General features: G+C 42.4%; 23 protein-coding genes. 21 read left to right on the top strand and 2 right to left on the bottom strand.

The features are described 5' to 3' along the window. Positions 1-81: 81 nt before the first annotated feature. The 16 genes from GB992_RS00800 to GB992_RS00875 all read left to right on the top strand — a co-directional run bounded on the left by GB992_RS00800 (position 82) and on the right by GB992_RS00875 (position 14640). Complete coding sequence (locus GB992_RS00800; RefSeq protein WP_161000817.1) at positions 82-3651, top strand: tape measure protein; 3570 nt, start codon at positions 82-84, stop codon at positions 3649-3651. Positions 3652-3724: 73 nt separating this feature from the next. Beyond that, on the top strand, positions 3725-4549 hold the full coding sequence (locus GB992_RS00805) for a phage tail domain-containing protein (protein ID WP_161000818.1): 825 nt from the start codon (positions 3725-3727) through the stop codon (positions 4547-4549). Further along, complete coding sequence (locus tag GB992_RS00810; protein WP_161000819.1) at positions 4549-5697, top strand: phage tail protein; 1149 nt, start codon at positions 4549-4551, stop codon at positions 5695-5697. The genes GB992_RS00805 and GB992_RS00810 overlap by 1 nt, the downstream gene beginning before the upstream one ends. A gap of 11 nt (positions 5698-5708) precedes the next feature. Beyond that, complete coding sequence (locus GB992_RS00815) at positions 5709-6302, top strand: hypothetical protein (RefSeq protein ID WP_161000820.1); 594 nt, start codon at positions 5709-5711, stop codon at positions 6300-6302. Next, entirely contained in the window at positions 6295-7818 is a 1524-nt protein-coding gene (locus tag GB992_RS00820; RefSeq protein WP_161000821.1) for a hypothetical protein, read from the top strand. Before GB992_RS00815 ends, GB992_RS00820 begins: the two co-directional genes overlap by 8 nt. A gap of 3 nt (positions 7819-7821) precedes the next feature. Continuing rightward, positions 7822-8880, top strand: a complete 1059-nt coding sequence (locus GB992_RS00825; RefSeq protein ID WP_161000822.1) for a BppU family phage baseplate upper protein — start codon at positions 7822-7824, stop codon at positions 8878-8880. Positions 8881-8893: 13 nt separating this feature from the next. Further along, positions 8894-9259, top strand: coding sequence for a hypothetical protein (locus GB992_RS00830; protein WP_161000823.1), 366 nt, complete (start codon positions 8894-8896; stop codon positions 9257-9259). After that, positions 9259-9381 (top strand): XkdX family protein, encoded by a 123-nt coding sequence (locus GB992_RS00835; RefSeq protein WP_161000824.1) that lies wholly within the window; start codon positions 9259-9261, stop codon positions 9379-9381. Before GB992_RS00830 ends, GB992_RS00835 begins: the two co-directional genes overlap by 1 nt. 5 nt (positions 9382-9386) lie before the next feature. Next, on the top strand, positions 9387-9692 hold the full coding sequence (locus tag GB992_RS00840) for a hypothetical protein (RefSeq protein WP_161000825.1): 306 nt from the start codon (positions 9387-9389) through the stop codon (positions 9690-9692). Beyond that, entirely contained in the window at positions 9689-10033 is a 345-nt protein-coding gene (locus GB992_RS00845; protein WP_161000826.1) for a phage holin, read from the top strand. The genes GB992_RS00840 and GB992_RS00845 overlap by 4 nt, the downstream gene beginning before the upstream one ends. Before the next feature lie 42 nt (positions 10034-10075). Further along, positions 10076-11251, top strand: a complete 1176-nt coding sequence (locus tag GB992_RS00850; protein WP_161000827.1) for a GH25 family lysozyme — start codon at positions 10076-10078, stop codon at positions 11249-11251. A gap of 318 nt (positions 11252-11569) precedes the next feature. Further along, positions 11570-12565: a rod shape-determining protein gene (gene mreB, locus GB992_RS00855; protein WP_017261239.1), complete on the top strand. Its 996-nt coding sequence runs from the start codon at positions 11570-11572 to the stop codon at positions 12563-12565. Between the two features lie 11 nt (positions 12566-12576). Further along, on the top strand, positions 12577-12879 hold the full coding sequence (gene yidD / locus GB992_RS00860) for a membrane protein insertion efficiency factor YidD (protein ID WP_161000828.1): 303 nt from the start codon (positions 12577-12579) through the stop codon (positions 12877-12879). Continuing rightward, positions 12863-13081 (top strand): DUF2969 domain-containing protein, encoded by a 219-nt coding sequence (locus tag GB992_RS00865; protein ID WP_017261237.1) that lies wholly within the window; start codon positions 12863-12865, stop codon positions 13079-13081. Before yidD ends, GB992_RS00865 begins: the two co-directional genes overlap by 17 nt. Before the next feature lie 12 nt (positions 13082-13093). Next, entirely contained in the window at positions 13094-14314 is a 1221-nt protein-coding gene (locus tag GB992_RS00870) for an FtsW/RodA/SpoVE family cell cycle protein (RefSeq protein ID WP_017261236.1), read from the top strand. Positions 14315-14337: 23 nt separating this feature from the next. Beyond that, positions 14338-14640 (top strand): glycine cleavage system H family protein, encoded by a 303-nt coding sequence (locus GB992_RS00875; RefSeq protein WP_017261235.1) that lies wholly within the window; start codon positions 14338-14340, stop codon positions 14638-14640. A gap of 82 nt (positions 14641-14722) precedes the next feature. On the opposite strand, the gene GB992_RS00880 is transcribed toward GB992_RS00875, so the two are convergent. Then, a complete protein-coding gene (locus GB992_RS00880) occupies positions 14723-15451 on the bottom strand; it encodes a gamma-glutamyl-gamma-aminobutyrate hydrolase family protein (protein ID WP_161000829.1) in 729 nt (242 codons plus the stop codon). 171 nt (positions 15452-15622) lie between these two features. Between GB992_RS00880 and GB992_RS00885 the strand changes: the two genes are divergently transcribed. Next, complete coding sequence (locus tag GB992_RS00885) at positions 15623-16609, top strand: DUF2785 domain-containing protein (protein ID WP_161000830.1); 987 nt, start codon at positions 15623-15625, stop codon at positions 16607-16609. 136 nt (positions 16610-16745) lie between these two features. After that, on the top strand, positions 16746-17879 hold the full coding sequence (locus GB992_RS00890; RefSeq protein WP_161000831.1) for a D-alanine--D-alanine ligase family protein: 1134 nt from the start codon (positions 16746-16748) through the stop codon (positions 17877-17879). A gap of 363 nt (positions 17880-18242) precedes the next feature. Here GB992_RS00890 and GB992_RS00895 read toward each other — a convergent pair whose 3' ends face one another. After that, positions 18243-18740 carry a universal stress protein gene (locus GB992_RS00895; RefSeq protein ID WP_017261227.1) on the bottom strand — a complete coding sequence of 166 codons (498 nt, stop codon included), beginning with the start codon at positions 18738-18740 and terminating at the stop codon, positions 18243-18245. A 412-nt stretch (positions 18741-19152) separates the two neighbouring features. On the opposite strand from GB992_RS00895, the gene GB992_RS00900 reads away from it, so the two are divergent. From GB992_RS00900 to GB992_RS00910, 3 genes are all read left to right on the top strand, one after another. Beyond that, complete coding sequence (locus tag GB992_RS00900; protein WP_161000832.1) at positions 19153-19737, top strand: DNA-3-methyladenine glycosylase I; 585 nt, start codon at positions 19153-19155, stop codon at positions 19735-19737. Positions 19738-19930: 193 nt separating this feature from the next. Next, positions 19931-20452 (top strand): GNAT family N-acetyltransferase, encoded by a 522-nt coding sequence (locus tag GB992_RS00905; RefSeq protein WP_161000833.1) that lies wholly within the window; start codon positions 19931-19933, stop codon positions 20450-20452. A gap of 47 nt (positions 20453-20499) precedes the next feature. Further along, positions 20500-21369: a helix-turn-helix transcriptional regulator gene (locus GB992_RS00910; RefSeq protein ID WP_161000834.1), complete on the top strand. Its 870-nt coding sequence runs from the start codon at positions 20500-20502 to the stop codon at positions 21367-21369. The last annotated feature ends 104 nt before the right edge of the window (positions 21370-21473 follow it).

A 21473-nucleotide genomic window follows, 5' to 3' on the forward strand; every position in this document is an offset into this window, starting at 1 on the left:
GGTGCTATGTTGATGGTTCGATTCCATCAGTTGGCCTAATATTAATACATTTAAATGAATAAATACAAAGGTGGTCAGATAATGGCAGATAAAAAAGTTGTCGCAAAATTGGCCACCAGTGTTGGTCTAGACACTACGGATACTGTGCAAGCTTTGGATCAACTGGTTAGTTCCGTTAAGAACGCAACTAGCTCATGGAAAGCACAAGTAGCTATGGCTAAATCCTCAGGGGATGCTGTAGAAGCGGCTAAGGCCAAGTATGAAGGCTTATCAGATGCTGTTGAAAAGCAAAAGGCCGTCATTGACCGCTTAAAGGAAACACAGGATAATCTTGACCGTTCTACCAAGGAAGGCCAAGCATCTTACGACAAGTTGGGTAGCAAGATTGCCACGGCTAGCAACAAACTATCCTCAATGTCTGGCCAGCTTGATCGGGCAACTAAATCCTATGACTATCAAAAAAGTGGCTTAGCTGGGATTACCTCATCGCTTAGAGACGCCCAAAAGGTAACCCAGTCATACGTAGAACGCTTACAGGCTGAGGGTAAGGAAGCAGAAGCCAACAAAGCCAAACTGACAGGGCTACAAGATAGCCATTCAAAGTTAGCCTCAATCTACAGCAAGCAAGTTTCAGAATTAGAAAAGCTGCAGTCAGCCGAGCACAAAGATGATTCCGCAATTGCTACCCAGCAAGAACGAATTAATAAGACTGCTACAGCCATGGCTAAAGCGTCAACTGAAGCCAAAGACTTACGGGAACAACTGAGTAGGAAACCAGAGACCCCATTCACCTCTATTAGAAATAAACTCTTGGGGGTTTCCGATGCTGAAAAGAAAGCAGATAAATCCTCAAAGACGTTCTCAGACACTTTAAAGGGTTCCTTCATTGGGAATGCCCTAAGTAATGCTTTAAGCAACATAACAGGTAGCTTCAAGAACATCATCTCCCAAGGGATTCAAATTGATGAAACTGGGGAACAGATGAATTCAACTTGGGAACAACTGGGGCTCAAGAAAAATGATATTAAGTGGCTATCCAATGAAGTTGGAGACCTGAAGAAACAAACAGGCTTTGCTGGGACAGAAGTTAATGGCTTGCAAAAGCAATTCTATGGGTTAACTGGCAGTGTTGGCATAACGGAAAACTTAACCCGTGGGGCAAGTGCCCTAGCCGTTGCTTCTGGTAAAGGCGCTGAGGGTGCCGAGGCAATTTCCTCTGGATTCATGAAGGTACAAAAGTCTGGCAAGCTAACCAGTGCTATCTATTCTAAGATGGCTAAGAGTGTACCCGCATTACCTAAGCAGTTAGCTAAAGCACTCAACATGAGCCAAGACCAATTAAAGACAGCTGTAGCTAACGGTTCAATTTCCTCACAACAATTCCAAAATGCCTTGACTAAAATTGGGGCAACATCTCAATCAACATTTGATCAGTTTGGGAAGACAGCACAGGGATCACTGGCTCAATTCAAAGGTAGCTGGCAACAGGTTGAAGCGGCCACCGCAAAGCCAATTCTAAGTGTTAAAAACACGGGATTAGAAGCTGTCACTAAAGTGCTGAATTCTAAGGCTACTCAGTCACTCTTTACCAATCTAGGGAAAGCAATTGCAAACTTGGCTACCCAAGCAAGTAAGCTTCTAGGATATATAGCGGCGCATCAAAAGGATTTATCAAGCTTAATTGGTTCCCTATCAACAATTCTCAAGTTACTGGTAGTTGGTGCATGGAACACTTTCAAGGGTGCTGTGGAGTTAATTGCTAGGGCTTTTAATAATCTCACGGGCAACTCGAAGAAAGCCTCGAACCCAATTAAGAATGTTTCTAATGCCCTCGGTGGATTAGCTAAGCATAAGACAACCGTAAAAGTTATTGGTGGATTACTACTGACAGCCTTTGCTAGCAAGAAATTGCTTAATGGTGTGCGTTCACTGTACGGTGACTTTCTTAGCCTAAAGCATGGCTTGGATATTCTTCGGAACAGTACGTTATTGCAAGCGGCGGCACAAAGGGTATTGAATGCGGTACAAGCGGCTGGGCCATTCATGGCAGTTATTGCTGTAATTGTTGCCTTGGGAGCCGCTCTATTTGCCCTATATAAGCACAATGCTAGGTTTCGTGCTTTTGTCAACTCAATTATTGCCGCCGCTAAGAGGATGGCCAAAGGCTTAATTAACTTCATCAAGCCAGCGCTAAAGTTTGTTGGCAATTTATTTGACGACGCAGGTAAATACTGGGCTGATAGCTTTGGCAATGCCATGAAAGTTATTGGAGATATTTTCAAGATTTTCAAAGACGTCTTCACGGGCAACTGGAAAGGCTTAGGCCGAGACGTCAAAGGCCTATGGAGAGACATGTGGAGGTCTGTCAAAGACCTTGGCAAAGATGGCATGAATATGATTATTGATGTTATCAACGGCGGCATTGGTTTAATTGATGGCGTTATTCATACCTTTGGTGGGTCTTCAGATGCCATTAAAAAGATTTCAAAGTTTGCCAAAGGGACAGCTGGAGCACCCAAAGGGATTGCAATGGTTAACGATGAGCAAGGTGTGGCTGACCCACGTGAAGCAATCATTGACCGAAACCAAGATGTGCATATTCTTAGCGGTAAAAATCGACTAGTTAACTTTGAAGGTGGAGAGACAGTTGTCCCAGCTTCAGCAACCCACCAGATGTTCCCCCACTTTGAAGACGGAACGGAAAACTGGTTAACTGGTGTTGGTCACTGGTTCAAAGACAAGTGGGACGCTCTAACAGGTTTCATTAAAGACCCCTTATCAAGCCTCCAAAAGGTCATGGACAAGGCTGTAGATAGTATGATGGGCGGTAAGTCTAGCTTTGTTCAAGGACTTGCCCCAGCCTTAGGTCATGGCTTTGTACAAGGTATCATTGAACCAATTAAGAAGCTGTTTGATTCACTCAAGAAGAAACATGACGATGAAGAAGATGGTGGTGGATTTGAAGGTGGGCCAGCTGGCGCAGGTGTACAACGTTGGGCAGACTTAGTCAAAAAAGCTCTTGACGCTAACCACTTGTCAACTTCAGATAGTATGGTCCAACGTGTCCTTCGACAGATACAAACGGAATCTGGTGGTAACAACAACGCCCGACAACCAGGAGCTGATCCAGATGGTGATGGCTCAGGTCCAGCCCTTGGATTAATGCAGACTAAACGTAGCACGTTCAATCATTATGCGTTCCCTGGGCACAGCGATATATTCAACGGATATGATGATTTGTTAGCAGGCTTAGCTTATGCCAAAGCAAGATATGGTAGTAGCTTAAGTTTCTTAGGTAATGGCCATGGCTATCACGATGGTGGCCTAGTCTCTAATCATCAATTAATTGAAGTAGCCGAAGGAAATTTGCCAGAAATGATTGTGCCGTTAATTGGACAGAAGTCACGTGCTAACCAACTGCTAGCTCAAGCTTCTCGAATTGTTAATGGCAATTCCTCAGCACGTACCAAAAGCACGGTTACTAACAATTACAGCACAGCTGATAACTCAAAAGTGGAAGCCTTACTTGAGCAAAATAACTCATTAATAGCTATGTTAATCAACGTTGCTAAGGGGAATGGCTTCAATATGCAAGACTTCGGACAAGCCGCAAATGGCTACCAGTCACTTAGAAATTTTCAGAATATATAGAAACAAATAAGGCATTCTAAATAAAGGATGCCTTTTTAATACATATAAAGTTACAGAAAGGAGACAGTTGCCTATGAGCGGTCATCTTTACATCAAGCCTCAAAATGGTGATGAGTTTGATTTAACCCAAGTTATCCCACAAGTTAGCATGCTTTCATTAACTAATAGTAGCCCACAGATTACGCCAACTTATCTACAATTAGCTGGTTCCGATGGTGAACGCATTCAGAATGTAGCTTTCGGTGCCAACGCAGTAACCGCTAATGTGCTTGTACGTGCTCAGAATGCCGCAGAGTTCAAACTGATTGCTGGTAGTATCTATAGGTTGCTAATGGGACGCCAAACAGTACGCTTACGTGATGATATTGAGCCAAACAAATGTTCGTATGTGATTCCCAAGCCATTTGAAATTACACCAGCTGAGGGAAGTCATGAAAATGTTCTAGCCATTCCTTTTGATAACCCAACAGGGTTCAGGTATTCTTTGGCACCAAGTGACCAACTGGAAGGCACAACTGATGGCTTAGGTTTCGGTATGAACTTACCAGATACAGACACGCCGTACACTTTCACGAGTAACAATTTTAACGTTTACAACCCAAGTGATATTGCCATTGACCCATACATCAACCGCCATTTGCTTAAGATAACGGTGCAAGGAGCGGGTAGCTTCACATTAGCTAACACGACCAATGGAACAAGTATTAAAGTTAACCACAATATGGTTACTGGTGACACATTTGTGCTAGATGGTGTTCGTTCCTATCTAAACGGGAATGCTGATGGCTTAGAGACCGACTTTGGACACATTCAACTTGAAAAGGGTAACAACGAGATTGCCATTACTGGCTTAAGCAATCCCAACATTACTTTTAGTTTTCCCTTTATTTACTTCTAATGCAGACCAAAGATAAATTAGTTGTTCAGGATGCTAAACGCCAGTACACAGACATTCTGACTAACATCGACTTTGAAGCATTTGAGTATACATGGCAAAAAAATAGTGAGCTTCAGCTAGACTTCACCGCCTATGAGGATGGTAGTTTAGCTTTCAACTTGTTAACCGTTGAGAATTCCGTGTGGTATCAAGGACAGGAGTACATTGTTAAGCAGGTAACTGATGACCGGAAAGATGGTCAGCACGCACTAACAGTTACGGCTACACATGTCTTTTATCAGCTAAATTACCGGATGCAACATAATAAGAATGCTGGAGCACAGACGTACACGATTAACAGTGCTATGGATTATTTATTAGCCGGATTGAACTCTGGTTATTCTTACGTTATCCACGGCAACTTTGGCAGCAAATCAATTACTGACTTTGGCGCATGTATGGTTAACGATGGCTTGAGCACGATTTTAACAACCTTTAATGTGTATGCGTATTTCCCAGACAACAAAGTTATCAATTTGTATGATGAAGCCAGTTTCACGCATATGACAGATAACGTTTTCCGCTATCGTAACAATACTCAAGAAGTCCAGCTACAGTATGACTCAACTACTATTGTGAACACAGTTACAGCTAGCTCTAGTCAATCCAATACTGACTCCAATGGTAACGCTACAAATCCACCCTTTCAGCCATTCACAGTTACGGATAATGACTCCGTCAGCCGCTGGGGTGAACGTGATGGTGCTGATGTCTCCAGTGATACGATTACAAATACCACTGATATGAACGCCTATGTACTTTCACAAATGCAGAGTGAGCCAACTTCCACGATTACGGTAACCATGGCTAATGAGGATGTGCCCACAATTGGTGATAAATGGACGCTTCAAGTCTTACAAGCTGACTATCAAACCACCGTAGAGGTGGTACAAATTCAGTCCTACCCATTCAGTAAAAAATCGGCTCAAGTTGTCCTGAATAATTTGAAGCAGAATTTCTTTGACAGCTTGAACGCAAACAATAAAAAAATCACTGAGGTCAAACAAGACTTGGCAAAGGTTAGTTCAAACGCTAATCGAACTATCTATGAGACCTCAATGATTACCGATGAAGATACGATCGACAAACTTAACGAATTGGAAAAATAGGAGACGATTAAATGGCTATTGATCCAGTCAGCCTTAAAGATGCGGTTACTTTAATGCTAAAAAAATGGCCCACTTGGACAACGCTAGAAGGACGTCCTAATAATCTGGCTACCAGCGATGATGTTAAGACCGCAATTGCTGCCATTCCGAAACCTGATTTGAGTGGACCGTTCTTGTACCAGCAAATCAAACCATTGCTGGATTGGAATGATATTAAAAACAAGCCAACTGTTGATTCACAGTCTGTCACATTCGCTCCATTAAACGGGTTTACACTAGGCGTTCCATTCACGTATGAGACAGTAAAATTTGGTCCCAACGCACAGTTGATTACCCTACACGGATCCGTAAAGCTTGGTGGGCCGGTGAAGGCTTTTTCTTCAAGTACAATTGGCGTGTTTACAAATCTACCCAAACCAGTGACTAACCAATATGGAACCGTAGTTGGTAGCTCGACTGTTAGTGGTTGGGGCATAGGATTCGTGGTCACCTTCGATTCTACTGGTACACAGCTTATTGCTCGGACACCATCAGATGGTTCTGGTCAAGGTGATGAAATCTATATCAACGTGTCATTTTTTAGTGAGGAGGCAGTAAATGATTAATCAATCTTATGTATTGGCTCATCGTAAACCTTTCAATGAACGATTCGGTATGTTCTTGTGGCCATACGATCATTCTGGCTATAATGCAGTTTTCTTTAAAAAACAGCTGGATGCGGCCTTAGATTTAGGCGTTGGCCTAATCTCAATCGGTTCACGTCCAGATAATGCTAATGATGACGTTGGTGCTATTGATGGTGCGTTTGACATGGCACAGAACGCAGGCATGGCAGTCCGTACAACATTAGGTGCTGGTGCAGCACTGAATGGTGATGCAGTCGATTATCCTAATCATATCCACGATATGGACGATTGGAATAAGCGTTATGTGCAACATTTAGCCGGTCGCAACCTGATTTGGGATGCCTCTAACGAAGCAAACAATCCCGGCTTTTGGTATGGGAAGTCATCATATTATGATCACTCGCTGATTAAGGACTGGTTGGGCGTTGACAAAGTGTTATACGATTATGTTCGTCAATACGATCCCGGATCAATTTTTCTAAACGGTGATTTATTCCGTAGTCCATATGACTTACAAAAAGGGCAGTGGGCTGATGAATGGGACGCTATGGTTCAGTACGGCATGATGAGTTTCGGAGACGCCATTTCAGTACACCCATATCTTGAAGACGCCGTTACAGGTTATCCACACTCACCTGAGTCTCTGCTACAGTACATGGCAACACCAGATAACGCAACTTTGCCACTAGTTGTTACGGAGTTCAGTTACAACCGTTCGACAATGGACGTTAACCAGCAGGCCGATTGGCTTGCACGATCGTGGTTCATTTTTGACTACATGCAAGTGCCGTTTGTGATTCACTACGGATTCTGGGACGAGTACCTTGATGACAACGGTGGCTATTCAATCTTTGATCACGATTGGAATCCATATCCGGCCGCCAATACGTTGAAATATTGGCTGTATGAGCTCAAAGGTTACTATTTTAATCAACGTTTTAGCACTGGCAATGACAGCACCGATTTTGTGTTTGAATATGTAAGCGGCACGACACATAAAATTATTGGTTGGACATCTGATAGTAGCCGTCAAATCACAGTGAATGGCAACCAGTACACAATCACTAATACGCCGGTACTGCTTAATACTTTTGAAGAAGAAGTTACGTTTAACAAAATAACAAATATTTATCAACTAAAAGATACTTTTAACGAAAACATCGACATTGCGAGTCAAGTTTTGAACTCAATAGGTGAAGACTTTATTGACTTTATAAGTTTATACACCAACATTCAAAAAATAAGCAGTGAAAGTATTGGCAATAGTTTTAGAAATCAATTGATTATTTCTTTAACAGAAATTCAGAAAACGATTATTTCATTGTCAAATTTATCAAAAATGATTGGTATTACAGATGATTTAGGAAACTTTTATGTTCCTGAAAAAATAGCAATGCCAAATAGCTTAATGATTGACAATGATTTTATGGAAACTTTAAACAATGATTTCGATAGTCTCGCACAAGTAATTAATTTTATTAAAAAAGGGGTATAAAAAATGGCACAAGATTCAGCAGGACGCACAATTGTACCAGCCGGTTACAACGGTAACTTCGAAGTTGTTGACATGAACTTCAACGACGACACAAAGGTTATTCAGATCAACCAGTTAAACGGTAGACAGGGTGACACACGAACAGCACGGATTAAAGCAGTACAAGACAACTCCGCAGGAACGGGAACAATTGCTTACAGCATTGACGGTTTACAGCCACAAATTGTTGGCAAAGACGCAAAAGATAAAACAATCCAGATTGCAGGAAATTGGAATCCAATTAATGTTAATTTAGGACTTTTTTCAATCACTGCACCGGCTAACGTCTATCAAGCAGTCGGCTTAACTCAAGGCTGTTACTTACGATTGGTTGACGGTAGCGGAAATGTGGTTAGTTCAATTCCGGTTATCTTTGAGGTCATTCAAGATAGCTCAAGCATGACCAATTATGAGGCTACAGCGTTCTTACAAAGCGTTGATAGCGTTGCACAACAAGCTGTTGAAAAGTTTGATTCTGCCAATGCACTTGCACAAACAGTTAAGGACGTATCTAATCAAGCACTAGCTGCTGCTCAACAAGCAGATGCCGATGCAAAAGCACAAGGCGTTGCAAAACTAGCTAGTGATAATGCTTTTACAGGCAATAACAGCTTTAGCAATAAAGTAACGGCAGCAAACTTTGTTACACCTGGTGGTGCAGATCTTAATGCGTTAGCTAACAACGTCACCGCAGACATAGGTTGGATTCCATTAGCATTATCGAATATCGTGCAAGGAAATATTGCGTTCAGAAGTGTTTCTATGGTTAAACCAAGCGTTGAACTATACATGCTTAGCGGCCAAGTAACAACTAATCAAGACCTTAGTCCTTATACATGGTATCAATTCGCAACGTCACAGCCGGGAAACGCTGGTTACTGGAAATACACGCCCGTCATTGCTGATTCTGGGGTTAATGGAGTTGGCGCTTTCCAATCAGGCGGGTTCAGTGTCAACTTTCCGATTGCGGTTAACAAAGGAACTAATATCCAAGTATATTCAATGATTAATTCTGACAGATAGTGAGGAGACCAATATGCTATATTTTTCTTATGATAAAGACACGTACAAATATACTGGTGCTTCGTCAACGCAAACGCCATTTTCAACAACAATTAATCCGGAAGATTTAGTTGATCCGGTTTTCAATGAAGCATCTAACCAATGGAGCGGGACGCCTTACGATCAATGGCTTGCCGCATCTAGTCAAAGTGAAACACCATATGTCCCACAGCCATCAGCAGTGCAGCTCATGGTGATGGGATTAACACAGCAAGTTGCAACACTAAATAGTGAAGTAGCGGAAATTAAATCTGCGCCATCAGAAGAAACTACTCAATCACAGGCGGCTTCCACACCAACATCACAAGCTTCGTCAGCTTCAGAAGGGAGTGCTAACTAATGGACTTATTCTCAATGCTGAAAATTTTCAAAACTTGGGGTGCCACAGATGATTATTTCAAGTCCTATCTAACGATGGGTGCAATCACTCAAGCACAGTACGACGAACTTACAAAGGGCTGACCATAATGAGTGTTCTAGCGACTATAAACTGGGATTCTGTCATCACTGATGGGGCATCCGTTGTATCCATCATGGCCTTCATTGGCACAGTTGTGTACTACGTTCTTAAATCACTTGTAGAACACTTAACAACTGGCTTAAAGGGATCTGTGGACGTCCTCAATTCTTCGATAACTGGTTTAACCGTCACAATTAAACGTAACAATGAGGACTTAGGTAAGCTAAGGGAAGATATGGACAATCTCAAGATTGATGATGTCAACCATGAAGATAGAATTTCAGCTATAGAAAAAGAGAGGAATCAATCATGAAGCAAAAATTGAATAATATTGATTGGAAGTCTGGAAAGCTGTGGGCTGGCCTAATCTCGCTGGGGATTGTGCTGGTACAACAGCTTTTTAGTTTGTTCGGGGTTAATTTTCCAGCAAATTTGGATCAACTGGTGGCTGTGGTCAATACAGTATTAACAATTCTAGGTATGTTGGGTGTCCTGTCTGACGTAACCTTGGTATCTGTGCCAACGGAGCACACTAAAGTGGCTGAAAAGTACCCTGAACAGCCTCAAACAGCGCCTAAAAGTGGCAACATTCAGACAACTTCAGTCAACACAGACAAAATGATTACCCCAGAAAATAATTCAATGCAGAAATAGAAGCTAATGCAGTTATGCAAAGGTTTCAGAAAGGGGAATATCTTGAAGAAAACTAAATTAGTACGTAGGGTGATTACTTCAGTAACCGCCTTTTTTGTTGCCTTGGTTATCTCAACGGTGGCAATGGCCGCTCCACGTACAGACATGGTTGACGTTTCAAACAACAACGGTGCTATGACGACACCAGAGTTTGTCTACATGCGAAACAACTATGCCGTGAAAGCAGTCACCACCAAGATTAGTGAAGGCACATACTTCCAAGATGGGACAGCGGCTGGCAACATTAAAGCGGCTGAAGCTGCAGGTCTGTACATCAATGGGTATCATTTTGCCCGTTACTCAACCGTAGCTGGTGCGATTGCTGAAGCTAACTATGCAGCTCAAACAGCTAAGGCTGATGGGTTACCAGTTGGGGCAGCTTTGGTAGCTGATGTAGAAGCACCACAGCAACGTGGCAATGGCTATTACACCAACACCGCCGCTAACAATGCTTTCATTAACACGGTTGCGCAATATGGCTACCGTTCCACTGTGTACACCATGGGCTCATGGCTAAATAGTCAGTTCTATGTTGATAAAGGTTGGATTGCAATGTATCCCTATGTGCCACAAGGGAATTACTACAGCAACCATCACGGCTGGCAATGGTGGTCATCATTCTACTTCCCGTGTTCCTTGGGACGGTTTGATGTCACCCAGTTGTATGACAATTTCTTCATGGGTGAGCAACAGCCAGTAGTTAAATCAACTGATGACAGCAAGCAAAACGTTAAGGCCTCGGTTGATGCTGTTAAGGTAGCCCAAAGTAATACTCTAGCTAACGGGGATTACGCTCAAGCAGGCACGTTTACACCCAACCACAACATGAACGTGCGTGTAGGTGACTCAACGAATAGTGGTATCTCTGGTGTACTGCCAGCAGGTTATTCCATTCGTTATGACCACGTCTTTATTGCTAATGGATATGTATGGGCACGTTACGTTAACAATGCTGGCTATTACCGTTACATTGCTATGGGTGCCAACGGTGGTGCTGAGTATGGTTCACGAGTTAAGTACACTTATGTACAGCCAGCACGCCGAGTTTGCATTGTAGAAAGTGGTGACTCATTCTGGAGTATCTCACGTCAGTTTGGAATCAACATGTACACACTTATGCAGATGAATAATGCCAACGCCTACACTAGGATTTACCCTGGTGAACATTTGTATTACTAATTGAATATGGTTTTGCTGATAATTTAGGCGCTCATTCCGTAACTGAATTGAGCGCCTTTTTTTGCATTTTATGAATAATTTTTATTTTCTTAAAACTATGTATTTTCCGTTATGCCTGCCGATACTGTACACAAAACCGTGCACATAAGTTTATAATGCTATCTAATCGTATCAAATAATTTGGCAATTTTGAATGTTTCACAATCCCATGTGTAGCAAGCAGAATTCCGATTTAATAAGGATAATAGGCAGTGTACTCGCAGCCTATCTTTTGGTATAATTGTGCATTGAAATTGTACGAATTGAAAGGAGTTCAACATGGCCAAAGATATTGGAATCGATTTAGGCACGGCCAATGTGTTGATTTATGTTGTTGGCAAGGGCATCGTTCTTGATGAACCGTCCGTCGTTGCCGTAGATACCAAAACTGAGCGTGTTTTAGCTGTGGGTTCAGAAGCTTACCGAATGGTTGGCCGCACGCCCAGCAATATTCGGGCCATTCGCCCATTAAAGGACGGGGTTATTTCCGATTTTGATGTTACGGAGGAAATGCTGTCATACTTCATTAATAAGCTGAACGTGAAGGGCTTTATGTCGCGTCCTAACATTATGATTTGTGCCCCAACCAACATTACTGAAATTGAACGAAAGGCTATCATTCAAGCCGCTGAAAAATCTGGCGGTGCCAAGGTTTATTTGGAATATGAACCTAAGGTTGCTGCTATTGGTGCTGGCTTAGATGTTTACCAAGCGACTGGTAACATGGTTATTGATATTGGTGGTGGAACCTCTGATATTGCGGTCTTATCTCTTGGTGATATTGTTGCCAGCACATCATTACGCATGGCTGGTGACCGAATGAATGCTGATATCGCGGCTTATGTCAAACGTGAACATGGGTTGACGATTGGTGAACATTCAGCCGAAAACATTAAGATTAAAATTGGGACTGCTATTCATCTGGAACATCCAGAGAGTATGGAAGTTCGTGGTCGTGATGCCGTTGATGGGATGCCTCATGCCGTGGAAATCAATGCTAATGAAGTTGAAGCTGCATTGCATGACACGTTGCAACAGATTATTGACGCTGCGCATGGTGTTTTGGAACGAATTCAACCAGAATTGGCTGCAGATATCATTGATCGTGGCATTATTTTGACAGGTGGTGGTTCCTTGCTAGAAGGTATCGATCAGCTCATTTCTCGCGAGCTTCAAGTACCTGTCATGATTTCCGAACAACCACTTGATAATGTGGCCAAAGGTGCCGGTGAACTGTTAGAGCGAATGAACGGTAAAAAAGGTCCACAGTTGTAACGGAGGCAGTTATGAAATGGTTACTCACGAAGTTGGTTCGTGGTTACCAACGGTTTATTTCACCGTTATTTCCGCCAAGTTGTCGCTATTATCCAACATGTTCAAACTACATGTTGATGGCTTTAAAAAAGCATGGTGCTTTTCTAGGCCTAGTGATGGGAATTGCGCGGATCCTGCGCTGTAATCCTTTTATTCGCGGCGGGTATGATCCGGTTCCAGATTTCTTTACAATTCGCCGTAATCCAGATCCTAAAGATATGGATCCAATTGTTGCGGCATACTTTCATGGGGAGCATCATGGCAAAAAAAGATAAAACAGTGCCGGTATCGATTGATGAAGTTGATGTTGACGGAGAAACGATTGAACAAGTTTCTGTTAACAAGCAGGTCATTGGTGATATTCGGCCAAATGATAAAAAGTTTCTGGCAACGACCGCTAATGGTCAAAAGATTGTTGCAAATAGTCAGGAAGATGCACTACAAGCAATCTTGGCTGAGTTTAATTTACATGGTTAAAGGAGGCTGCACGTGCAACAGGGACGAACTTCAATTAGCCGCAAAAACAAAGATAAAGATTTAGATTCACGCATTGATTGGGGCATTATTTTTTGTGTGCTTATGCTGGCATTGATCGGTATTGCATCGATTTATGTCGCTGCCAGTCATGATACAAAGTCAGTTAGCGTTGTTAAACAGGTTATTACACAGGTCTTATGGTATGCCATTGGGACTGTCGCCGTCGTGATTTTAATGCAGTTTGATTCCGAACAGTTGTGGAAGCTGGCGCCGTTGGCCTATGGTGTGGGAATTTTCCTGTTGGTCGCGGTGCTTGTATTTTACAGTCGTGCTTATTATGTGCAGACCGGGGCTCGTAGTTGGTTTGCTATTGGGCCGCTGACATTTCAGCCGTCTGAAGTGATGAAACCGGCGTATATCTTGATGATGGCGCGGGTAATCACAATGCATAACAATGATCATCCAACTCACACAGTTAAGACAGATTGGTTGTTAATCGGTAAAATGTTCCTGTGGACGCTACCCATTTTTGTTTTGATGAAGTTACAAAATGACTTTGGGACAAACCTAGTGTTTGCTGCTATTTTCGCTGGTATGGTTTTGGTTTCAGGGGTTACTTGGCGTATTATTGTGCCAACCTTTGCGCTCGTTGTCATTGTCGGTGGTGTTGCACTGACATTGGTGCTTAGTGACTGGGGACGGACGCTGTTAGGCCATTTGGGTTTCCAGGCCTATCAATTTGCCCGTGTGGACACGTGGCGGCATCCGGCTGCAGATACCTCTAATCAAGGTTATCAACTCTGGCAGAGCATGAAAGCAATTGGATCAGGTGGCCTGTTCGGTACCGGATTTAACGTATCTCACGTTTACGTGCCAGTTCGGGAATCAGATATGATTTTCTCGGTTATTGGTGAAAACTTTGGGTTTGTTGGTGGTCTGTTACTGATCATGCTGTATTTCTACTTGATTTGGCAAATGGTCAGGGTAACGTTTGATACAAAAAATGAATTTTATGCGTACATTGCAACCGGTGTTGTCATGATGATTTTATTCCATGTTTTTGAAAATATTGGGATGAACATCGGACTGCTACCATTAACCGGGATTCCACTGCCGTTTGTGAGTCAGGGAGGATCCGCTTTGATTGGGAATCTGATTGGAGTCGGGTTAATTATGTCGATGCGCTATCATTACACGAGTTATATGTTTAGTAGTGAAGCCAGCTTCAAATAAGTTGATAAAGTGAGGAATAGATTGTGGAAAACGAAAACAAGTATTTCTGGACTAAAAAAGATGGTGACAATGTTCGCTTAGGCTTAAGCAAGGACGCGCAAGACGAATTGGGAAACGTTACTTACATCGATTTGCCTAAGGCAGGTAGCAAGTTAGTTGCCGGCGACACATTTGCTAGCATTGAAGCCGAAAAGGCTGTTTCCGACATGCCAAGTCCAGTAAGTGGGACTGTTGTGGAAGTTAACCCAGCATTAAAGGAAAGTCCGGATGCCTTAAACGGCGATTGGGACGAAGCTTGGTTGCTAACACTGAGTGAATCAAAGTAAATTATCGAATTAAATAAAACGTGCTCATGGATGATTAAACTCCATGAGCACGTTTCTGTTTAGAATTAGAACGATATGAGGATTAAGCAAGTGTATCGCGAACGTCATTTACGAAGGCGGTAAACAGTGCGGCGGCTTGTTGGTTGGTAGCTGCCATCATTTCAGGATGGAATTGAACAGCTAAAATATGCCGATCAGAATCTTCGACGGCTTCCACAACGCCATCAGCGGCCGTGGCAGTGACGGTCAAACCTGGTGCTACTTTTCTCACAGATTGGTGATGAAAAGAGTTAACCCAAGCTTGTTTGCCATAGATTTGCTGAAGTAAACTGCCGTTTGTGGTTGTGATACGATGGACCGGTGACGCCCAGTCTGTTGGAAATTGATTATGACCAATAGCGTTAGGTACCTGCGTTGGAATGTCTTGATAATCGGTTCCACCCAGAACCGCGTTGATGAGCTGGATACCACGGCAAATGCCCAAAATTGGTTTGTGGGCAGCAATAGCGGCGTGAATAAGTCCTTGCTCAAACTGATCACGATCCCAATCATTTAATTCATTCTGTGGAATCGGGTCCTGACCGTAGAGACGGGGACTGACATCTTGACCGCCAGTAAGTAGAATCGCGTCCACACGTTCAACATAGGCCGCCGCCATCTCTGGGTCTGAAATTGGCAACAGTAGGGGCAGTGCGCCGGCATTAACAAGGGAGGAAACGTAATTCTTTTGTGTATAGTCAACATAGTTGGTACTCATGTGCTGGCTGGGGCGAACCAAGTGGTTGGTTCCAATTCCAATAATTGGCTTCATAAATAATCAACTCTCTTTCTAAAAACTGTCTGCGATTAGTGTAACGCAAATTGTTGGTTTGTGTGGTTGATTTATGCCGGTACGCTCAAATGTTAATTGTTCAGACGACATGAGTTGCTTATCGACTTAAACGTCAGTAAGATTGTAACCAGAAAAAGAAATGGGTGAATAATGATGGCAGATGAATTGAAACAGGTTGACGATGTTCGGACACAATTAAGGAATCTTCGTCAACAGGTACAGGCTGGTGCCGTTTTTCAGTCGCTAAACACAAAAATTGGTGCGGTATTGGATAATTTACCAAGTAATGATGAGACGCCAGTTAGTTTGCCTGATGATGCTGATGGCATTAAAGACCTATTAAAAATGTTGAATCAGCAAATTCGGGCGACAACATTGGATAAGATCACCGATGATCAGTTGATGCAATTATTAAATCACTTAGGGTCACCTGATGTTGATGTACGCGATCGGGAAATTTATTTCTTCTTTAATGACGCGTTGCAACAGCATGTGTTGTCGGATTCTCAGCTACGTTTGGCAGTCAATACGCTTCTGCAGGATCGTGTTTTGTTTAATCATATTACTGAACCGGAAAATACAGCTATTTTCGGTCGGTCATTTGCGGTGATGATTTTATCGTTGCTTGCGTATGCGGATCGGGTTGACGCCCATTTTCTAGACGCTGAGACCACGATGAGGTTAGTTGATCAGCTGGCCACCTACATTGCTTTAGAAAATGATACCCGTGGGTTTGTTGGGACTTCTGGCTGGGCACACGCCTATACACATATCGGTAATTTACTGGATGAACTGGCGGAAAGCCAAGTCCTTACACGGGCCGATAAAGTCTTTCTAATGATTGAAATTTTAGAAAAGTATCGTCGACTCGGAACGCCACTAATTTTTGGGGAAAGTCGTCGGTTAGCGGCTTATTTAGCGACGGTCGTTAATTTAAACGACTTATATGAACAGGCCTTTTTGCAGGAATGGCGTCAATGGCGTGTATGCTTAAGTAATACACCTCAGCCAGAGGATGAAGCTGGGTGGACACGACTGTTTAACCGATCACGGCTACTATCGGCCATGATTTTGCGCGAAGATTACCCAGAAGAAGTCAGCAACGCAATTAACGCTGAAGTTGACTTCCTTTCATAGCGGTTGGGTAGCCTAGACTGTAACAAGCAAAAATCTTTTCTAAACGGGCAAAGTGAGTTGGTGTCACTGATTGATTCTGGTATACTTAAGGTTCACTTACTGACCGGAAAAAAGAAAAGATAGGATGATCAACGTTATGAAAAATAAAAAGCTGCACATTGCGTTATTGTTTGGTGGTAACTCGTCAGAACATGATGTTTCTAAACGTTCTGCGCATAACATTTATGACGCAATGGACAAGGACAAGTATGACGTCAGCTTATTTATGTTTACCAAGGACGGCATCTTGCTAGGTAATAAGGCCTCGCACCGTATTTTTGATGGTGAAGATGAGGACTTGGTTGTTAGCGAAGAGATGCCTAAAATTGATTTGAGCAACCCATTGGCACCAATCATGGCATTAAATGAGGTGTCTGATATCGATTTGTTTTATCCTGTTATTCACGGTAATTTGGGTGAAGACGGGACTGTGCAAGGTCTGTTTAAATTATTGAAGAAACCTTACATTGGGAGTAATGTTCTAGCATCTGCACTGGCCTTTGATAAAGACATGACCAAGCGGATTCTGACACAAGCACACGTCCGTAACACGGAGTATGTTGTCATTACGCCTGAGAACAAGGATCAGATGGACTACGAAACAGTAGCTGCCAAAATTGGTCGCGTCATGTTTTTGAAGCCGGCAGATCAAGGCTCTTCTGTGGGGATTCATCGCGTAACGAATGCTGATGAATATAATGCTGGATTGGCAGATGCGCTTCAGTATGACTTTAAAGTGCTGGCTGAAGAGGCAATCGATGGCCCTCAAGAAATTGAAATTTCGATTTTAGGCAATGAAAAACCACGGGCTTCAAAATTAGGTGCTGTCCGTGTCCCAGATTCAGATACGTTCTATGACTACAATAATAAGTTTGTCGATGCAAGTGGCGTCGTCTTTGAATTGCCCGTTGTGTTGCCGGAATCTTTAACACAGGAAATCACTCAAATGGCACTGGATGCTTATGTTGCTCTTGGGCTTAAGGGGATGGCACGAATCGATTTTCTTGTGTCTAAAGATGGCGTGCCTTATCTTAGTGAACCAAACACGCTGCCTGGTTTTACCAACATCAGTTTGTATCCACAAATGTGGGGTGTTTCGGGAATTGATTATCCAAGCTTGATTGATGAGATCATTGATTACGGACTAGCAGAGTACAAACGTAATCAGTCCATCAGTTACTCTTTTACCAAGCTAGGTACCGAACACGTTGGTGAGAAGAAGTTTAACTAGAAATTGTCATTTTATGTTGTAAAACTGCCTTTTAAAAATAAGTTTAAAACGGAATCCTATAAAATTGGATTCCGTTTTTTATTTACTTGAATTTACACTTTAAGTGCAACACTAATTAAATAAAGAATGGCCCATGGCCAAATTTCTGTAAAATGATGTTTGCGAAAACAATCATGAAAGGAATCAGCTCCTAAAAGATGGGTTTGTGGTAAACACCATTTTAAAGGAAGCTGATCTTTTTTGTCCGAACAGCGTTCGGATTAATTTTACAATCTATCATAGCAGTAAATTAAAACGAAAAAAGATTCAATCCACAGTGAGCAAACGCGGATTGAATCTTTTTTATTTTGGTTTAAGTAGAAATTACTTCTTGTTTGTGGCTTGAGCGCCTTCCTTAGCTGAGACAGGCTTGTTAGCTAAATCAGTCCGAACAACCAAGACATCACAAACTGCGGCACGAGTGACATATTCGGTAACAGAACCGATTAATAAGCGTTCAACAGCGTTTAACCCAGTAGCGCCAATCATAATCAAATCAGTATTGAGTTCCTTAGGAACCTCTTGTGCAATGATTGACTTTGGTGCGCCATACTCGATTGAGTATTCACACTTAACGCCAGCTTCTTTAGCTTCGGCCGCATACTTATCGAGTGTTTTCTTGGCCGTTTCAGTAACTTGTTCAACCATGGTTGTATCAAAACTTGAGATGTTTTGGAAAGCACGGGTATCAACAACATGGAGTAAGTGCAACTCGGCATCGTCACCATTTCGTTGTGTAACCGCGACAGCCTTCTTAAAGGCCAATTCAGCTTCACGTGAACCATCGATTGGAACTAAAATCCGTTTGTATTGTTGTGCCATGAAATTCACTCCCCTTTATTTTTCTACCTTTATTCTACTGTAAACCGCTTGAAAACAAAAGTGAAAGCGCTGTATTTTCATTCAAAAATCCGTTTTTGCGTGCGATTTATAATAAACAAGGAGACAAATTTGAGAAGAGTGTTGGTAGATTGTAAAATTAATCCGAACGCTGTTCGGACAAAAAAGATCAGCTTCCTTTAAAATGGTGTTTACCACAAACCCATCTTTTAGGAGCTGATCCAGAACAAATGAATAATCGTCCCCGTAAATGTCTCGGATGGAAAACGCCTTATGAAATATTCTTTAATGTAGTGTTGCACTTAATTTGACAATTCAAGTACAAAAAACAAACGGGTTCGTCTTTGCGTATGTTTAGTGTGTTGGCTAAAAGGACACTATTGGAGGTTTATACATGCAACAGCGATGTGGATGGGCAGATCGAAATGAATTGGTTATGAATTACCATGATAGCGAATGGGGCGTACCCGTATATGAAGATCAATTATTATTTGAACTGTTAAGTTTGGAAGTATTTCAAGCTGGTTTGACGTGGTCGTTAATTTTGTCACGACGCTCAGCTTTAAGGAAAGGATTAGCAAACTTCGATATTGATCAACTAGCCGGTTTTTCCATCGCAGATACGCAACTGCTATTGGCTGATCCAGCGATGATCCGTAACCGAAGAAAGATTGAGAACGTGATTCACAACGCGCGTCAGTGGCAACAACAGCAGTTAGGAGAGATATCGCCGGCGGAACAGTTATGGAATTTGCAACGCCAACAACCGCTGGGATTAGAAATGGCGAGAAATGATCAAGTGAAATATACATTCATTAAACAAACAACCACACTTTTTTATGAATGGGGGATTAGGGGAGTTGGTCCCAAAACGACCACCAGTTTCCTACAGGCGGCGGGCTTTATCAACGATCATGAAGATAATTGCTATCGCCAAAAAGAAATATATTTATCGGTCCATACCACTGGACGAATTTAAGAAAACATGCGATGATGATAACGGCAAAAATTATCGCGGACATGGAGATGGAAACCGTTCTGACACGCGGCTTCATGAGCCTGACGATGATGGTAAAACGTATTTTATTTCACAAAGTGTGAATTTTTCTACCGCCGGGGTAAAAGTAATTTAATCTTGATGCGACAATCATTTTGGAAGAAGGCGTTTGTGTTTGGGTAACTTTAAATTGCGACTGGCAACGACGGCAGACATGGATCAAATAATGGTGATTATCCGTGGTGCCCAGACGTTTATTGCAAAGCAAGGGTTTGACCAGTGGCAGGATGGCTATCCGGCACAGGCTGATATGTTGGCAGATATTAAGGCGAGTCGTTTGTATGTGCTTGCCAATGACACTCAAATTGCTGCTGTTGCGGCTGCGATAGTTGGTGTTGATCCGAACTACCGCTTAGTTGAAACCGGTAGTTGGCTAATGCCGTCTGCTAAGTATGCGGCGATTCATCGGGTCGCTGTCTCAAGTCAATTTCGTGGTCAGCATCTCGCTGAGACGCTGTTTACAAAGTTGATGGCAACGTTGAAGCATGATCAAGACGTTGTGTCCGTTCGTGTCGATACGCATAAACAAAACCAAGTCCTGCAACATGTGGTCCAAAAAGTTGGTTTTGAGTACTGCGGTCATATTTATATTGACGGAAATGCACAACGTTTGGCCTATGAGTGTGTATTGAAATAAGTGCATTGCGTCTCGCCTGATTCAGCAGAATGAATGAGGCAGAAAAGATGAGAATTTTAGGCGCTCGGGTTCGTGCATACCGCAAAGCACGGGGGTTATCGCAGAAGGATTTGGCTAAAAACATTTGTACCCAAGCAACTATCAGTTTGATTGAAAAACGGAATAAGATTCCGAGCATGCAGATTTTATTAAAACTTTGCAGCCGCTTGGGAATTCAATTAAATGACGTGATCGTTGAAACAGACGATCAGGCAGTCCAAATCTTTCGTGAAGTCGGTTATGCAGTGCGGACTGCTCAGTACCGTAATGCGGAAAGCCGGTTGGATCGTGTGAAACTTCGAAGTTTGAAAGAGAATGATGAAATTAAGGCTTACTACTATTATCGTGGTCAGTTGCAACTGATGAATCATGACAATCCAGATGAGGCTATTTTCAACTTTGGCATGTTATTGAATGAGTTCAATAATCGCAGTAAGGATATCTATTCACTGATGTCACGGTTGGGATTAGGGCTTGCCTATGCGAAAAAAGGTGAATTTGACAAGGCTGAACTATTTGTTAACCAAGCCGTTCGCGATTTGGATGAATTTGACTCAGATAGTCACGATCTTGTTCAGGATCAAGTGTCTTCATATCTACAAGCAGCTAAGTTTTTCCAAGAAATTGGCAAAGATGGTCGTACTTTATCGCTTGCCAAGAAGGCGATTAAACTGAGTGAACAAAATAATAGTTTGTTTTTACTTGAAGATATTTACCAAACAATGGCGCTTAGTCAACTCAAGTTGGATGACGATAAGAGTGCGCAACAAAATATGTATATCGCCTATGCATTAGCGTTAGTGTCTAAGAATCAGCGGTTGGCCGAGAGTATTACAAGTAATGTTGCAAAGTATCAAATTCCACCGTTGGCGTTATGAAATTAATAGGGTAGATTGCAAATTTAATCCGAATTTTTGGACAAATTTGTCAGCATGATCTGATAAGGTGTTTGCCAGTCAAGTATTTTAAGTGGTCTCTGATT

Origin of the sequence: Furfurilactobacillus milii (assembly GCF_009863985.1) — a bacterium.
GTDB classification, from domain to species: Bacteria; Bacillota; Bacilli; order Lactobacillales; family Lactobacillaceae; genus Furfurilactobacillus; species Furfurilactobacillus milii_A.

What these genes read in the sequence shown, in the direction of transcription:
- GB992_RS00800 (WP_161000817.1), top strand. Translation starts at nt 82, where the DNA reads ATGGCAGATAAAAAAGTTGTCGCAAAATTGGCCACCAGTGTTGGTCTA.
- GB992_RS00805 (WP_161000818.1), top strand. Translation starts at nt 3,725, where the DNA reads ATGAGCGGTCATCTTTACATCAAGCCTCAAAATGGTGATGAGTTTGAT.
- GB992_RS00810 (WP_161000819.1), top strand. Translation starts at nt 4,549, where the DNA reads ATGCAGACCAAAGATAAATTAGTTGTTCAGGATGCTAAACGCCAGTAC.
- GB992_RS00815 (WP_161000820.1), top strand. Translation starts at nt 5,709, where the DNA reads ATGGCTATTGATCCAGTCAGCCTTAAAGATGCGGTTACTTTAATGCTA.
- GB992_RS00820 (WP_161000821.1), top strand. Translation starts at nt 6,295, where the DNA reads ATGATTAATCAATCTTATGTATTGGCTCATCGTAAACCTTTCAATGAA.
- GB992_RS00825 (WP_161000822.1), top strand. Translation starts at nt 7,822, where the DNA reads ATGGCACAAGATTCAGCAGGACGCACAATTGTACCAGCCGGTTACAAC.
- GB992_RS00830 (WP_161000823.1), top strand. Translation starts at nt 8,894, where the DNA reads ATGCTATATTTTTCTTATGATAAAGACACGTACAAATATACTGGTGCT.
- GB992_RS00835 (WP_161000824.1), top strand. Translation starts at nt 9,259, where the DNA reads ATGGACTTATTCTCAATGCTGAAAATTTTCAAAACTTGGGGTGCCACA.
- GB992_RS00840 (WP_161000825.1), top strand. Translation starts at nt 9,387, where the DNA reads ATGAGTGTTCTAGCGACTATAAACTGGGATTCTGTCATCACTGATGGG.
- GB992_RS00845 (WP_161000826.1), top strand. Translation starts at nt 9,689, where the DNA reads ATGAAGCAAAAATTGAATAATATTGATTGGAAGTCTGGAAAGCTGTGG.
- mreB (WP_017261239.1), top strand. Translation starts at nt 11,570, where the DNA reads ATGGCCAAAGATATTGGAATCGATTTAGGCACGGCCAATGTGTTGATT.
- yidD (WP_161000828.1), top strand. Translation starts at nt 12,577, where the DNA reads ATGAAATGGTTACTCACGAAGTTGGTTCGTGGTTACCAACGGTTTATT.
- GB992_RS00865 (WP_017261237.1), top strand. Translation starts at nt 12,863, where the DNA reads ATGGCAAAAAAAGATAAAACAGTGCCGGTATCGATTGATGAAGTTGAT.
- GB992_RS00880 (WP_161000829.1), bottom strand. Translation starts at nt 15,451, where the DNA reads ATGAAGCCAATTATTGGAATTGGAACCAACCACTTGGTTCGCCCCAGC.
- GB992_RS00885 (WP_161000830.1), top strand. Translation starts at nt 15,623, where the DNA reads ATGATGGCAGATGAATTGAAACAGGTTGACGATGTTCGGACACAATTA.
- GB992_RS00890 (WP_161000831.1), top strand. Translation starts at nt 16,746, where the DNA reads ATGAAAAATAAAAAGCTGCACATTGCGTTATTGTTTGGTGGTAACTCG.
- GB992_RS00895 (WP_017261227.1), bottom strand. Translation starts at nt 18,740, where the DNA reads ATGGCACAACAATACAAACGGATTTTAGTTCCAATCGATGGTTCACGT.
- GB992_RS00900 (WP_161000832.1), top strand. Translation starts at nt 19,153, where the DNA reads ATGCAACAGCGATGTGGATGGGCAGATCGAAATGAATTGGTTATGAAT.
- GB992_RS00910 (WP_161000834.1), top strand. Translation starts at nt 20,500, where the DNA reads ATGAGAATTTTAGGCGCTCGGGTTCGTGCATACCGCAAAGCACGGGGG.